We start from the raw sequence: 14810 nt of genomic DNA, 5'->3' as shown, positions 1-14810 counted from the left end.
TTAAGGCTAAATCCAGTATTATCAATGGTTTTAAGTGATTCCCAGATACAGAGTTTATTTTTATATAAGAAAAATGTTCGGCTATTAAATTAAATAATATAGCTAAAAATGTCTTTAAGATTTGTATAAAGCTTTGCGCCGCCGTGATTTTCGGTTGCCGTATTCGTATTTGCTCCATATGATGTGCAAGATCGAGGTTTTTAGACTTGATTAAAACTCTTGTCTTTTTAAATCTCTGCTTTACAAAAAATTCAATGAACAAAGCTGATTTAGTAAATCTTGTTGCTGCTCGTACCGAGCTCACAAAAACGGATGTTTCTTTAGTTGTTGATGCAGCTATTGAAACTATTGTTGATTCAGTAGTGGAAGGCAAAAAAGTCTCCATACTAGGATTTGGTTCTTTCGAGCCAAGAGATCGTTCTGCGAGACAGGGATTAAACCCTAAGACAGGCGAAAAAATAGCAATACCTGCTAAAAGAGTTCCTACATTCTCAGCGGGTAAACTTTTTAAGGATAGAGTTCAAGGGTAATCTTTTTTAATCTAATTCTTCCTTTAAAACTAAGATGCTCTTGGAGAGCATCTTTTTTTATGAATGGCAATAAAATATTATTATATTTACTCCTGAAATTTTTAAAAAATTATTCCAAGTTTTATATCTTAAGAAGTGATGAAAATTTTAACTATTTTACTCTTGAAATTTTTATTATTATCTAATTGCCTTATGGCAGAAACAATACCAACAAAGTCCAAGATTTTAAAACAATCCAGTGAATGTATTAAAGATTCTCAAAAACAAATATGTAGAGAATTAGTTTCTCAAATAGAAAAACTGCAATTAGTAGAATTTGATCAAAATAGATTCAAATGTCAATCTAGTTTATTGGGGTTGCAGTCGGAACTTATTGAAGCTTATTTTTTAAAAGAATCCTACAATGAAAAAATGTCATTTATGATCCCATATGTGATTAAAAATTGTTAATTATTAAAATAATTTCTTTTTTTGGAATATTATAAATTTGTTATTTAAGTTGGTATGGTAAAAGGTTTCTCTGATAAAGAAGTTAAGAATGAAGATCAAAAACAAGATTCAAAAAATGAAAAAAAAGGATTAGCTTCTATTCTAAAAGACAAGAAAATTACTTATACTTTGCCAAGTAAAAAACAACAAAATATTCTTGCATCAATAGTACTTGGCTTGAATGGAATTTTATTACTCTTAGTTATCTTGTATCTAAATAATCAAAAATTCCATGACTTTGTTTTAAATATTGGACGTTAACTATATTTTTAGATCGAATATTTTTTTTAGATGATATATTTAAATTTTAGAAAATTTTATGAAGGTCGTTAATTTAGTTTTTCAAATATTTTTTTTGTTAGCACTTGCTTTATTATTTATATATTATTTAACAGGTATTGACTCTGCTTTTGAGGCAGATCAGTATTGTCATTCAGATCTCTCAAGTTACGATAACTTTTCTGGTAATTATGAGTGTGATCATGATACTGAAACACATCAGTGGATACTTTACGAGTCAAATGACAACAAAGAACCAGCTAAAATTATTAAGAAATTTAGGTACAAATTTTTATAATTCAAATTTTTTATAAAAAAACTTTGCACATATTATGGAAATTATGGCTGTAATTGTGAAGGTAAGATACTGATATATGCTTCCTTCTAAGTAAATTTTATTTTTATAAAGAGGATAATCTATGAAAGAACCTAATGTTCCCCATATTATTACCCATAAAGATATGTATAAGAATACTTTTATTGGATTAGATTTTTTTGCTTCCATTTTTAATTAATACCAAAGATTGAAGAGGTTACAGGTCTTCCGTTGAAAACCAACTCAGTTAATATCAGCATTAAGAATCCAATCATTGCTGCTCTACCATTCACAAGCTCAGCGCTGCTATTAAATCCAAAAACATTCTTTACTTCATCCCCCTGATTATCTACCCATTTTGAGTATGCATTGTCAGTTAGTGATTCATTAGTAAAATCATCATTTTGATTTTCTATTGGATAGTTTTCTTCTTGCATAGATTCTTTTTGTTATATATTAATAATTTTAAAACTAATTTATTATTAAATTAAACTTGAAATTAAAATAAAAATTATTATCCATAAAAATTGTAATCTCAAAATTAATTGACAAATTAAGTTAATTTTCTCTCCAGTGCAAATATCTCCATTTGCATTAATTATTGGCTTTTCAATAATTTCATTTTTATATTTACTTTTTCCTCCCAATTTAATTCCTGAAATGTAAGCAAATATAGCTTCTGAAATCCCAGAATTAGGGGAATCATACTTTTTACCGTCAAGATAACTTTCTTTTATGATTAATACATACTCATTAATTTTGGAACTTACTAAAGGTAATGTTATTAAAACTAATCTTGAAGGAATAAAAGTAAACATATCTTCGATTTTTGCACTGAAAAAACCTAAATATCTAAAGTAACCATATTTGTAACCTATCATTGAATCTAAAGTACTTATGGCTTTATAAGACAAACCAAGTGACAAAGGCCCTGGTAGAAAAATTGAAAATTTCATTAAAACAATTCCAATAAACATCCAAAATAGTGGCCCAAATATTCCATCAACAGAGTTTTCGGTAAGACTCTCGGTACTAGACCTCAACAGATGTTCTAAAGATGATGACCTTACATCCCTACTTACTATTCTTTGCACTTTATCTTTGATTATTCTTTCATTTTGGCCATTAATTTCTTTGTTTTCTATTAGCTCTGCAATCTCTTTCACACTTGAAATCAGTCCTTTAGTCGCGATACAACTTGAAAGGCCTATAAAAATTAACAATCCACTAAAAAAATTATTTCTTAATTGCATATAACTTAGTTCTATCAATTTCCCTAGACTAAAGCTCATTACAATAGTCGATATAGCTACAATGAAACCGCCCCAAAATAATATCTTTTTATTTTCTCCAAAATTATTTATGAGGTAATCCGATATTTTCTTTATGTAAAAGCCAATTATTTGAACAGGGTGGATAAAAAATCTTGGATCTCCGATCAATAAATCAAAAAGAATCGATCCAAGAAATATTAAAAATAAATTTATTTCAGCCAACTGAACATCGAACGCAGACCTTTACCTACTTTTTCAATTTCATGTTTTGAATTTTCTTCTCTTAATTGTGTCATTAAGGGCTTATTGTTATCGCATTCTTCTACAAAATTCTTAGCGAAAGTTCCATCTTGAATATCTTTTAGAATTTTCTGCATTTCTTTCTTTGTATCACTATTGATAAGTCTTTTGCCACTTACATAGTCTCCATATTCTGCGGTATTTGAAATGGAATCTCTCATTTGAGATAAGCCCCCCTTCACCATTAGATCAACAATTAGTTTAACTTCGTGTAAGCATTCGAAGTAAGCAAGTTCTGGTTGATATCCTGCCTCTACTAGAGTTTCGAAGCCTGATTTGACGAGTTCTGATAAGCCTCCGCACAAAACCGCTTGTTCACCAAATAAATCAGTTTCTGTTTCTTCTTTGAAATTTGTTTCAAGTATCCCAGCTCTCGTTCCGCCAATCCCTTTAGCATAAGCCATCGCCAACGATCTTGCACTTCCAGAAGAATCCTGCTCTACTGCGAATAATGCAGGAACTCCTTGACCATTCTGATATTCCCAACGAACAGTGTGTCCAGGTCCTTTTGGGGCAATCATTACAACATCTACAAAACTAGGAGGTTTGATAAGTCCGAATCTTATATTAAACCCATGAGCAAAACTTAATATCTTTCCTTCTTTTAGGCTTGGCTCTATTTCTTTAAGATATACATCTTTCTGAAACTCATCTGGGAGGAGAATCATTATCCAGTCTGCTTTTTCGCAAGCTTCAGAAACACTAAACACTTGTAGACCATCGCTAATAGCTTTACTTTCAGACTTACTTCCTTTGTATAATCCTACAATTACATCCATACCGCTGTCTTTAAGGTTTAGGGCATGTGCGTGACCTTGTGAACCATATCCTATTATCGCTATTGTTTTATTATTTAAAAGACTTAGATCTGCATCTGTGTCGTAAAAGAGTTGCGTCATTAGTTGTAGCTTCTTTGCATTTAATAATTAATATTTTAGACATTAAACGTGTAAATAAACCAATAAATTATTAATTTAAAAATGAAAGTTTAAATATTAATTTAGAAAATTTAAGATTGATTTGCTTCGCTTGGATGTGTGATCACTCTATCAATTAGGCCATAGTTTTTTGCCTCTTCTGCACTTAGAAAATAATCTCTATCTGTATCCTTTTCAATTTTTTCAAATGATTGACCTGTCATATCTGCCATAGACATGTTTAACATATCTTTAATTCTTAAAATTTCCTTGGCCTCTATTTCAATATCACTTGCTTGGCGTTGAGATGTGCCTCCTAGGGGTTGATGAATCATGATTCTGCTATGAGGTAAAGCTACTCTTTTACCTTTAGTACCGGCGGCCAATAGGAAGGCACCCATGGAGGCTGCTAGGCCTACGCATATTGTTACTACATCACTTTTTACGTATTTGATAGTGTCATATATTGCCAAGCCAGCAGTAACTGATCCTCCTGGGCTATTTATATATAGATAGATAGGTTTGGAATTATCATCAGAATCAAGATATAGCATTTGTGCAACAAGGCTATTAGCAATACCATCATTAACTTCTTGTCCAAGAAAAAGAATTCTTTCAACTCCTAGTCTTGTATATATGTCAACCCATCTTTCGTATTGACTTCCGGGAAGTCTGTAAGGCACGCTTGGAGTTCCTATTGGCATGATTTTAAAGTAATTGTTTGTGAGAGTTAAATTTTATTTGGTAAATCTTTTTGACTTGTGAGTATTCTATCGATCACTCCATAATCTAGGGCTTCTTGAGGATTGAGATAACTCATCCTGTCGGAGTCTTTAGAGAGTTCTTCTATAGTCTTCCCAGTATTACGAGAGAGAATCTCCAGCATTGATTTTTTATTTTTCAAAACTTCCTCAGCTCTTATTTGTATATCGGTTGCTTGACCTCTTGCTCCGCTTATAGGTTGATGTAAAACAATAGAGGCGTGCGGAAGAGCTGCTCTTTGACCCTTGGTTCCAGATGAAAGGATCACTGCAGCAGTCCCCATTGCTTGACCGATACAGATTGTATGTACTGGAGGTTTAATGTAGCTTATGGTATCGCAGATAGCGAAAGCTTCTGTTTCGAAACCAACAGCGTCACCAGTGTACCAACTTGTTCCGGTTGAATTGATATAGAAATAGATAGGTTTTTCTGGATCCTCAAACTCAAGGTAAAGAAGTTGAGCAATTATTAGCTCAGTAACATCCATTCCTAATTGTCTCTTCGCATCATCATCTGAAAATAATGGTAAACCGAGGTAGACAATTCTCTCTTTTAGTAAAAGAGAGGGCAGATCTGGGGGCGGAGTCCTCATAACGGTGTTCTCGCCGTAATAAGGAGCAGATACAGTCATTTGTATCACAAAAATAAGATTGATTTGATTCTAGCTAGATTTAGCCCTGTGTCGCTGGTGATTTAAAAGATTTGTTTGACTCAGGATTATTTATCAGTTTTCCAAAGACCATTCTTCCTGTGGGGGTTTGTAGTGCGCCTGTTATGACAATATCTAATCTGCTTCCGACAAAATCCTTCGCTTCATCAATAACAACCATTGTTCCATCATCTAAATATCCTATACCTTGCATTTTTTCTTTACCCTCCCTAACAATTTTTATATTAAGTGATTCTCCTGGTTGTACTTCTGGCCTTAAAGCAATAACTAGATCACTCAAATTCATAACTTTTAATTCTTTAACTTCAGCAATCTGAGAAAGATTATAATCAGCGGTAATTAAAGTTCCTGTCATATCCTCAGTAATTTTCAGGAGTTTTTCATCTACCCCCTTACCTTCATACTGTGTAGGGTTGATTACAAGTCTTCTTCCGTATAACTCTCTTAATTCTTTTAGCAATTTTAGACCTCTTCTGCCCTTAGACCTTTTTTCATTGCTGCTTGAGTCAGCTAAGGTTTGTAGTTCATCCATGACACTTTGAGCAACAATTAATTGTCCTTCCAGCAAGCCGCAACTTAATAGGCCATTTATTCTGCCATCAATAATTACACTAGTATCTAGAATTTTTGGACTTGCCGCAGGGAGTATTCCTTCATTAACTAGATATGCATCAGTATTATTTGGATTGAATAATCTTAATAATGTCCTTCCATGGGTATCCGCCAACTTATAACCAAGCACACCAAAGAAACCATTGCTTAATATGGCTGCCAAAGGTTTTGCAAAAAAGACTTCTCTCGGGAATGGGATTAATAGTATTGGGGCAAGAAGGAGATTCGCAACAAGTAATCCTAAAATTAATCCAACTGACCTACTAATTAATAAATCCGTAGGCATTGTCCTTATTTGATCAAGAAACGTTTTTCTAAGTTGAAGGAATATAAAACCAGCTGCTAATCCTATAAAAAAACCTATTATTGCTAAAATAATTCTAAAACCTTCAACATTAGACACCTGTTTAAGTATGTCTACTGGCAATAAATCAACTCCAAGCCATCCTGAAGCAGCCCCAGACAATACAAATAAAATTAATACTAAGATATCTGTCATATCTATAATCTACTAGGATTTATTAATTGAGTAAATAAGGATTTTATTTTTTTCGATCCTTAATATCTTTTTGGAGCTTAAAAATCTATTTAAATTATGAATAAGTATCCAAGAAGCGCTTATATACACATCCCTTTTTGCCATAGAAGGTGTTTTTATTGTGATTTTGCTGTTATTCCAATAGGAAACAAAGTTGAAACTGTACAAGGTTATGGAAGCAAAACTGTTAAAGAATATTTGCACTTTTTATACAAAGAAATATTGTCAATCAAGCATAAATCACCTCTTTCGACAATTTATGTAGGAGGTGGCACACCATCAATTTTGGATCCTAAACAAATAAAAGAATTAATTGATATTTTTAAAGAACATTATGGAATTGACTATGGTGCTGAAATTACTATGGAGGTTGACCCAGCTAGTTTTAGTCAAGATGATCTTTATGGATTCATAAATGCTGGGATAAATAGATTTAGTCTTGGAGTACAAAGTTTTAATAATCAGATACTTCAAAAGTCGGGAAGGCGACATTTGAGAGAAGATGCTGAAAAATCTTGTTTATGGTTGAAAAGAGAATATGATTCTGGGTCAATAAAAAGCTGGAGCTTAGATTTAATTCAAAACTTGCCACTTAGTGGATATAAAGAATGGCAAGATGACTTAAAAAAAACCATGACATTTTCACCCCCACATATATCTATTTATGATTTAAATATTGAAAATGGTACTGTTTTTAAAAAATTACTTAATTTAGGAAAATTAAAACTTCCAAGTGATGAAGAAGCTTTTAGAAATAGTGAATCAACTCATTTAATTTTAAAAAACTCAGGGTATTCAAGATATGAAATCTCAAACTATTGCCTCCCGCGGCATCAATCGAGACATAATAGAGTTTATTGGAGTGGTTCAGGCTGGTGGAGTTTTGGTCAAGGTTCCACTAGTTCACCTTGGGGGGAAAAGTTAACTAGACCAAGAGTTAGTAAAGAATATAAAGATTGGGTAATTAGACAATACGAACTTAATTTAGATTCATCCCTAATTAATAAGGATTTTGTCTATAAAGAACTTGATGAGAAAATAATGTTGGGATTGAGACTTAGAGAGGGTTTAGATATCTATGAGGTGTTTAAAGAACAAAACTGGGAAAACAAAAAATTTCAAAGTAACTTTAGTAAATTGCTTCAAGCATGGGAAATATTTTTTGAACGTGGATTATTAGTTAGAAAGGGTAATAGATTCTTTTTATCTGAGCCTAAAGGAATGGAGCTAAGCAATCAAATTCTTATTTCCATGTTTAAGTGGTGGGATGAGATTAATTAAGATTAATCATATCCTTTTTGTCATAGCTAAGACCATTGGTATCACTTGCTTTGCTCTGATCTTAGATGATAAAAAAATCCCTTCAGAAACTTCTTTAACAAAAGGTAAAGCAAATCTCTTCAAAGAAATAATTTGATAGTTGATCTAAATTAGATGGTATAGCAATCCTCTTTTTTATAAGAAGCAATGATTGAAAATAATAATCATCCAAAAAATAAATCAAACGATTATTTAATCGATGGATGTTTATTAATTATCTTGTATGCCTTGAGTCCATTTATCTTGTGCTTTGTTGTACTTTCCCTTGTTGCAATTCCTAACTTTCCGAAAGTTCAGTCAATGGCAAGAGCTTCTTCAGTAAAAAATGGTTTACTCACTGTTACTAGAGAATGTGTGGATAGAAAGACTAAAAACAAAGCAGACTTAACTTGGAATAGTATTGAGACCTTTTTAGATGAAAATGAATTTATAGGATACGAAATTCAAGCAATAGATCAATATAGTTGTTTCAAAGCTAAAGCTCTACCTTTAGATGGTAGAGATACTTGGTTTGAAGTAGATTTAAATCCAAAGACTGGCGAAGTTATTAAAACTTGTGGCGATTCAACTAAAGAAGGATGTGAAGATGGAAATACCTGGTAAAAGGGTTTTTTATAAGTTTTAATTTGAGAATGAATTTAATAAGCTTTTTTTGTTTCTTCCTACTTAAAAACTTTTGCTAATACTAGCTTTTCGGCTAATTGCTACTTGCCACAAAATGTAGGTGATTAGTTAAGTCTTTCAGAGTCTACCCATTCTTTTAATTTATCCTCAAATAATTTCTTTCCTTGAATAATCGGTTGGCAAAATGGTGGTTGATCATCATTAAGGCCTAACAAATCTGCAGTAACTCTTACTTGTCCATCACAATAATTACCTGCACCGATGCCTATTATGGGAATGTTTAAGTTATTTTGTATTTCTTTAGCTAGCAATTCAGGAATATGTTCAAGAACTATTGAAAAACATCCTAATTTTTCAAGAATTGAAGCTTCTTTCTTGATTTTTTCTTGGCTTTCTAAGCTTTCTCCTTGTTTCTTTAAACCTAGATTTAAATAGCTTTGTGGCGTAAGGCCTATATGACCCATAACAGGGATTCCCATTCTTATTAATCTAGAAATAACTGTTTGTATTTCTGGTTCAGCCCCTTCTACCTTTACAGCTTTTGCATAAGTGCTTTGAATAATTTTCCCTGCATACTCCACAGCTTTATCCTCTCCACATTGGTAAGTCAGAAAAGGCATGTCGGAAACGACCAAAGGTTGATCTTCGATTTTCTTTTTAAACCCTCTCGAAACAGCATTAGTGTGATAAATTATGTTTTCTAAAGTTAATGGCAATGTAGATTTGTATCCTAAACAGACCATTGCTAAGGAATCTCCTACTAGCACGAGATCAGGATTAGCTTGTTCTGCAATGGATCCTGATATTGAGTCCCATGCAGTTAGTGCAATAATTTTTTGAGATTTTTCTTTATACTTAACGAGGTCTGAAGGTAACATAAGAAATTTATGTATCTTTTTTAATCAAGAATTGCTATTATTGTTATGACTCGGCCTTTCGCGGTTTTAACGCCTAAACCTGGTCAGGACCGGAAGGTAGCAGCCACAAGGGATGCTTGAGGCAGGCGAGATAACCGAGTCACTCTATTTTAACTAATAGTTAGTCTATATCTTTCTTATTCTGCATTAACTTCAAAAATTCTGGAATATTTGCTCCTAAGTCTTTATTATTGGAATCATTATAAAAAGATTGATTAGATAATCTGTTTCTAATTCTTTGTTGCTTCAATGGTTGGTTTGTATCAAAACCAGTTGCAATGACGGTAACTTGTATCTCTCCTTCCATATCTTCGTTTACTGCTTGACCAACTATTATATTCGCATCCTGATCTACGACATCACTAATAACTTCTCCAACTGAGTTGACATCGTCAAGAGTCAAATCTCTCCCTCCAGTAATATTTACAAGGCAACCTTTTGCCCCATCAATTCTTCCTGCTTCTAGTAATGGACTATTGATGGCCGCTTGAGCAGCTTCTATCGCTCTAGATCGACCAGATCCAATACCCACACCAAGAAGAGCTGTACCGGCTTCAGTCATGACTGATCTCACATCCGCAAAGTCAAGATTTACCTCGCCTGGGCGTGTAATTACTTCACTTATCCCTTGAACCCCCATTCTTAAAACATCATCTGCATTCCTAAACGCCTCTTGAATAGAGGCACCAGATGAAACTTCTTTTAACCGATCATTTGGTATGACAATAAGAGTATCAACATTTTCTGCTAACCTTGCAATTCCTTCTTCTGCTTGACGCATTCTCCTTTTCCCTTCGAAAGAAAAAGGTTTAGTTACTATTCCAATTGTTAATGCACCGCTTTGCTTTGCTACTTCAGCAACAACTGGAGCTGCTCCTGTGCCAGTACCTCCACCCATTCCTGCTGCTATGAAAACCAAGTCGGATCCCTCTAGTGATTGTTGAAGCTCATCTCTAGATTCTTCTGCAGCCTTTTGACCTATACTTGGATTTCCTCCCGCTCCAAGCCCTCTTGTTAAATTCTGACCTAACTGGACCCTTCGCTCAGCAGAGGACTGCAGTAAGGCTTGCGCATCAGTATTAAGAACTCTGAATGACACGCCTTCAAGATCACTATCAATCATCCTGTTTACAGCGTTACTTCCACCTCCGCCCACACCAATAACTTCTATTTTGGCGTTTTGGCTTGGAAGAATTTCTCTCGATTGATCAAAGTTTGGATTGTTACCGAAGCTCATCTCTTAAATAGGGATCTAATACTAGTATTGGGTGCATTATGAACTTACTAAGCTCATCTGTAGGAGTTTGTTGAGGAAAATCCTTAAAATATTTAATTATTAAATATTTTGTTTTAAATGCTAAACCCACATCAACACTACAATAATTAAAAAAAAATATTTAATATCAATTTTCAAATATTAGGGTTTGAACACTTTTATTTTTGGTTTATTTGGATTAGTAAGATCAATATTATCTATTTTCGTAGAAAAATTATTTTTCTTAAATTCATTTTTTAGGTTATTTATTATTTGTAATTGATAGGTGATTAAATTTGGGTTGAATCCTAAGAATATTGTTTTTAAATCCTTTTCCTCAACTGTTAGAAACCCATTGGTTGAAAAAGTTATTTTAACTATATCAAATTCATAATTCTCTTGGGCAATTAAAATTTCAGATAATATTTTTTTGAATTTTTCTTTCCAACCAAAAACTTGTATAGTTAATTTGCTCAAATATATATCTTCTGCATTTTGTTTGTTGATAAAAATTCCATCTTTATCAATAAAACCTGAGATTTTTTCGTCATTAAATATTCTTTCTCCGTATGCTATTGGAATTCTTGTTTTCATATGAACTTTCAAACCAAAAGGCAATATTTCTCTACGCACTGAAACATTCTTTAGCGATAAATTTTGTTTTAACTCTTTTTCTAAAAAATTAGTTTTAATAAAAATTAATCGGATTGGAAATTTTAAAGATGAATTTTTTACCAGGTCACTCTTCGAGAATAATTCACTCCCAGAAATTCTAATGTCCTGAATATTAACCTTTTTTAGGGTTTTTAAACTTATTAAGCTTGTCGAAAATAGAAATAAAATTAGAAATAAAAAGCTTCTAGGGTGAATTTCTTTTTGGTTTTTCACAAATCACATCGAGCCTTTTCCATTAATTGGTCCATCCATTTTCTCGCCTGTTCTGCATCTGAAAATGGTACATCCATCTCTTTCCCATCACCTACTAATCTCAACCTGCACTTTCCTTGAGATTCATTTGTTAGAGGAGCTTCTCCTGAAGTTAGGGCCATTAATTCAACTAATTCTAGTTTCTTGATTATGAAACTATCTTTTTCTTCAAATGTACCAGCTTCAAATGCGCTCCATCTTAATTCCCCATCTTTTAAGGACGCTGCACCTGAACTATCTAACTTACAAAGTTCAGAACCATTCGCCCAGCTCCTAAAAAGATTTTGCCTTCTTCTTTCTAACCATCCCAGAGCAGTTAATAAAACGAAGATAAATAGTAATGGCAACCAAAGAAGTCCATGCAACATTTGATTTGAATTATAAATCTAGAGATATATCTACTAGTTTAGCCACAAGTTCTTCAATATTTAAACCTGAAGCTTTCCAAAGCATTGGAAACATACTTTTTTTTGTGAAACCAGGAATTGTATTTATTTCATTTAACAAGATTTTATTAGACGATTTTTCTAAAAAGAAATCTATTCTTGCAAAACCAAAAATATTAAGTGCTCTACAACTTCGAACTGCAATTTTTTTAATTTCTTTGGTGATTTTAGAATCTATTTCAGCTGGGATAGTTATCTGATTATTTAAGTTGTATTTTGAATCGTAATCATACCAATCACTTTCGTAATTTACTTCGCCTATCTCAGAGGTTAAGAGTTTTGCATTTCCAATTATTCCGCATTCAATCTCTCTTACCTCTAAACCTTCCTCTATTAAAATTCTTTGATCTATTATCCTAGCCTTTTCTAATGCTTCAAATATTTCACATTCATTTGTGACTTTAGAAATACCAAGAGATGATCCAGAGTTAGATGGTTTAACAAAAACAGGAAAATTAAATTTTTTTAAAATCTCATCAATCAACTTATTTTTTACTTCTTTATCACTGAGATCTTTATTTTGAAAAACTAGATAATTAACTTGTGGAAGTTTAAGATCTGAGAAAATTGTTTTCATCATTATTTTATCCATTCCTAGAGCAGAGCCTATAATTCCACATCCGACTAAAGGTTTCTTAGTAAATTTCAGTAAGCCATGAATTGATCCGTCTTCACCATTAAATCCATGCAGAAGGGGGAACCAAACATCAACATTTTGAAAATTAATTCCTTCTAGGAAGTTAATTTTTTCTTGATTAAAAATTTCTTGTTTTATTGTTGTATTGTTTTCAATTTCATCAATTAGGATCTTCTCTGAGAGATCACTATCAAACCAAACTCCATATTTATTTATATAAAAGGCTCTAACAGTAAAGCGTTGTTTGTTTATTTTTGAATTAAAGGCTTGAAAAACTGTTTTTGCAGAGGATATCGATACTTCATGTTCATTAGAATCCCCACCAAATATTAATCCTACACATTTTTTATGTTTCCTGATCATTTAGTAAAAGTTATAAGCAAAGTTCGCCTGTTAAAGAAAAAGGTCTTGCTTCATTTATTCTGACATCTATCTCATCTCCCAATGCAAAATTAAATTTAATGTTTTTGGGAATCTCTACGAAAGTTAATCTATTAGTCCTAGTTCTACCCATGATTTGTGAAGAATTTTTTGGATTTAAACCCTCAATTAAAACACTTTCAATATTATTCATGTATCTTTGATTTCTACTCCTAGCAGTTTTCTCGACCAAAGCATTAATTTCATTCAATCTAGCTTTTTTTAATTCTTCAGGAAGTTGATTAGTCCAAACTGCTGCAGGCGTATTTGGCCTTGGAGAGTATGCTGCTGTATTTACTTGATCAAAGCCAATATCTGATATTAGCTTTAATGTATCTTGATATTGTTGTTCGGTTTCTCCTGGGAAAGCAACTATTGCGTCAGCTGTGATTGATGCATCTGGCATCAATGATCTTATATTCTCGATAATATTTTTATACTTTTTGATAGTATATCCTCTTGACATTTGTTTTAAGATTTCATCATTTCCACTTTGGAAGGGAATATGGAAATGTTCACAGACTTTATCAAGTTCATAACAAGCTTGAATCAATCTTTTTGAAAAATATCTTGGATGACTAGTAGCAAATCTTATTCGATTAATCCCATTAACATCATGAATATAATATAAAAGATCTGTTAAAGTATTTTCTTTTCTACCCTCTTTTGTAGTTCCTGGCAGATCTCTACCATAAGCATCAATATTCTGACCCAAAAGAGTAATTTCTTTAAAATTATCATCAGCTAATTTTTGTATCTCATTTTTTATCGCATTTGGATATCTTGATTGCTCTTTCCCTCTGACAGAGGGAACTACACAATATGAACATCTTTCATTACATCCATAAATGATATTAACCCAGCCACAAATAGAGCTTTCTCTTCTGGCACTTGTTATGTCTTCAGAAATGAAGATTTCTTCTGTGGCAGCCACTTGATTTCCTAAATCAACTTTCCCCAGAAGATTCTCAAGGTTGTTTACGTGTTGAGGCCCCATTACTAGATCGAGTTCTGGGACTCTTCTTAGTAAGGACTCCCCCTCCTGCTGAGCAAGGCAACCTGTAACAACAAGTTTTAGGCTAGGTGTTTTGTGCTTTCTTTTTGCTTGTCTTCCTAGAAAGCTATAAACTTTTTGCTCCGCATTATCTCTGATAGTGCATGTATTGTATAACACCAAATCGGCATTTAATTCATTATCTGCTCTGGTATATCCCATTTTCTCTAATGTCCCAGCCATTCTCTCAGAATCAGCCTTGTTCATTTGGCATCCAAATGTAGTTATCCAATAACTGCCAGTAGTTGAATTCTTTTCAAATTTTTTTGCGTCTGGTTTTGTTAGCACTTTGCTAGGAATTTTTTATGATTCTTTAATTCAAAATTACAAGTTAAATAATTTTGCTGCAATTTTTTTGAGGGCGAGCGAGGGGATTCGAACCCCCGAATAGCGGCGCCACAAGCCGCTGCCTTAACCACTTGGCGACGCCCGCCTCACATTTATAAATTTAACAACTCAAGGTAATTTTTCATAGTTATTTTTATCATTTATCGAAATTTGAATTATTTTATTATTCAGTAAA

The 14810-nt window shown here is 32.8% G+C and carries 18 protein-coding genes, 1 tRNA gene and 1 other RNA gene; 7 read left to right on the top strand and 13 right to left on the bottom strand.

All coding sequences use genetic code 11. The annotated features are described in order from the left end of the window. Window positions 1-254 precede the first annotated feature (254 nt). From HA143_RS07575 to HA143_RS07560, 4 genes are all read left to right on the top strand, one after another. Window positions 255-530, top strand: coding sequence for an HU family DNA-binding protein (locus HA143_RS07575; protein ID WP_011132955.1), 276 nt, complete (start codon window positions 255-257; stop codon window positions 528-530). A 192-nt stretch (window positions 531-722) separates the two neighbouring features. Further along, window positions 723-980, top strand: a complete 258-nt coding sequence (locus HA143_RS07570) for a hypothetical protein (protein WP_245210913.1) — start codon at window positions 723-725, stop codon at window positions 978-980. A 54-nt stretch (window positions 981-1034) separates the two neighbouring features. Then, window positions 1035-1280: a hypothetical protein gene (locus HA143_RS07565; RefSeq protein ID WP_209085399.1), complete on the top strand. Its 246-nt coding sequence runs from the start codon at window positions 1035-1037 to the stop codon at window positions 1278-1280. Window positions 1281-1338: 58 nt separating this feature from the next. Next, the gene (locus HA143_RS07560) at window positions 1339-1596 is read left to right on the top strand and encodes a hypothetical protein (protein WP_209085396.1); all 258 of its coding nucleotides are present in this window, start codon (window positions 1339-1341) and stop codon (window positions 1594-1596) included. Window positions 1597-1805: 209 nt separating this feature from the next. On the opposite strand, the gene HA143_RS07555 is transcribed toward HA143_RS07560, so the two are convergent. The 6 genes from HA143_RS07555 to HA143_RS07530 form a co-directional block, all read right to left on the bottom strand. Continuing rightward, a complete protein-coding gene (locus tag HA143_RS07555; protein WP_209085393.1) occupies window positions 1806-2051 on the bottom strand; it encodes a chlorophyll a/b-binding protein in 246 nt (81 codons plus the stop codon). Window positions 2052-2096: 45 nt separating this feature from the next. Then, window positions 2097-3110 (bottom strand): adenosylcobinamide-phosphate synthase CbiB, encoded by a 1014-nt coding sequence (gene cbiB / locus HA143_RS07550; protein WP_209085389.1) that lies wholly within the window; start codon window positions 3108-3110, stop codon window positions 2097-2099. Further along, window positions 3098-4087 (bottom strand): ketol-acid reductoisomerase, encoded by a 990-nt coding sequence (gene ilvC, locus HA143_RS07545; RefSeq protein WP_209085386.1) that lies wholly within the window; start codon window positions 4085-4087, stop codon window positions 3098-3100. The genes cbiB and ilvC overlap by 13 nt, the downstream gene beginning before the upstream one ends. A 110-nt stretch (window positions 4088-4197) precedes the next feature. Continuing rightward, complete coding sequence (locus HA143_RS07540; RefSeq protein WP_002807795.1) at window positions 4198-4809, bottom strand: ATP-dependent Clp protease proteolytic subunit; 612 nt, start codon at window positions 4807-4809, stop codon at window positions 4198-4200. Window positions 4810-4835: 26 nt separating this feature from the next. Then, the gene (locus HA143_RS07535; protein ID WP_011376956.1) at window positions 4836-5498 is read right to left on the bottom strand and encodes an ATP-dependent Clp protease proteolytic subunit; all 663 of its coding nucleotides are present in this window, start codon (window positions 5496-5498) and stop codon (window positions 4836-4838) included. 40 nt (window positions 5499-5538) lie between these two features. Continuing rightward, the gene (locus HA143_RS07530) at window positions 5539-6648 is read right to left on the bottom strand and encodes a PIN/TRAM domain-containing protein (protein ID WP_209085384.1); all 1110 of its coding nucleotides are present in this window, start codon (window positions 6646-6648) and stop codon (window positions 5539-5541) included. 96 nt (window positions 6649-6744) lie between these two features. Between HA143_RS07530 and hemW the strand changes: the two genes are divergently transcribed. Both hemW and HA143_RS07520 read left to right on the top strand, forming a co-directional pair. Beyond that, window positions 6745-7968, top strand: a complete 1224-nt coding sequence (gene hemW, locus HA143_RS07525; RefSeq protein WP_209085381.1) for a radical SAM family heme chaperone HemW — start codon at window positions 6745-6747, stop codon at window positions 7966-7968. A 186-nt stretch (window positions 7969-8154) separates the two neighbouring features. Further along, window positions 8155-8610: a PepSY domain-containing protein gene (locus tag HA143_RS07520; RefSeq protein WP_209085377.1), complete on the top strand. Its 456-nt coding sequence runs from the start codon at window positions 8155-8157 to the stop codon at window positions 8608-8610. A gap of 125 nt (window positions 8611-8735) precedes the next feature. Here the strand turns inward: HA143_RS07520 and panB are convergent, their stop codons facing one another. Continuing rightward, window positions 8736-9509, bottom strand: a complete 774-nt coding sequence (gene panB / locus HA143_RS07515) for a 3-methyl-2-oxobutanoate hydroxymethyltransferase (RefSeq protein WP_209085374.1) — start codon at window positions 9507-9509, stop codon at window positions 8736-8738. Window positions 9510-9556: 47 nt separating this feature from the next. Between panB and ffs the strand changes: the two genes are divergently transcribed. After that, window positions 9557-9653, top strand: an RNA gene (ffs, locus tag HA143_RS07510) — signal recognition particle sRNA small type. Between the two features lie 16 nt (window positions 9654-9669). On the opposite strand, the gene ftsZ is transcribed toward ffs, so the two are convergent. From ftsZ to HA143_RS07480, 6 genes are all read right to left on the bottom strand, one after another. Beyond that, the gene (ftsZ, locus tag HA143_RS07505; protein WP_209085369.1) at window positions 9670-10785 is read right to left on the bottom strand and encodes a cell division protein FtsZ; all 1116 of its coding nucleotides are present in this window, start codon (window positions 10783-10785) and stop codon (window positions 9670-9672) included. A gap of 180 nt (window positions 10786-10965) precedes the next feature. Further along, on the bottom strand, window positions 10966-11691 hold the full coding sequence (locus HA143_RS07500) for a cell division protein FtsQ/DivIB (protein ID WP_209085366.1): 726 nt from the start codon (window positions 11689-11691) through the stop codon (window positions 10966-10968). Beyond that, entirely contained in the window at window positions 11688-12098 is a 411-nt protein-coding gene (locus tag HA143_RS07495; RefSeq protein ID WP_209085364.1) for a hypothetical protein, read from the bottom strand. The genes HA143_RS07500 and HA143_RS07495 overlap by 4 nt, the downstream gene beginning before the upstream one ends. A 10-nt stretch (window positions 12099-12108) precedes the next feature. Beyond that, complete coding sequence (locus HA143_RS07490; RefSeq protein WP_209085362.1) at window positions 12109-13176, bottom strand: D-alanine--D-alanine ligase family protein; 1068 nt, start codon at window positions 13174-13176, stop codon at window positions 12109-12111. A 10-nt stretch (window positions 13177-13186) separates the two neighbouring features. Continuing rightward, complete coding sequence (gene miaB, locus HA143_RS07485; RefSeq protein WP_245210931.1) at window positions 13187-14494, bottom strand: tRNA (N6-isopentenyl adenosine(37)-C2)-methylthiotransferase MiaB; 1308 nt, start codon at window positions 14492-14494, stop codon at window positions 13187-13189. A gap of 153 nt (window positions 14495-14647) precedes the next feature. Then, window positions 14648-14720, bottom strand: a tRNA-His gene (locus tag HA143_RS07480). Window positions 14721-14810: the final 90 nt, after the last annotated feature.

It is taken from the genome of Prochlorococcus marinus CUG1415 (assembly GCF_017696015.1).
Classification (GTDB): Bacteria; Cyanobacteriota; Cyanobacteriia; order PCC-6307; family Cyanobiaceae; genus Prochlorococcus_A; species Prochlorococcus_A marinus_AE.
This window is presented reverse-complemented; position numbering and strand designations above follow the sequence as displayed.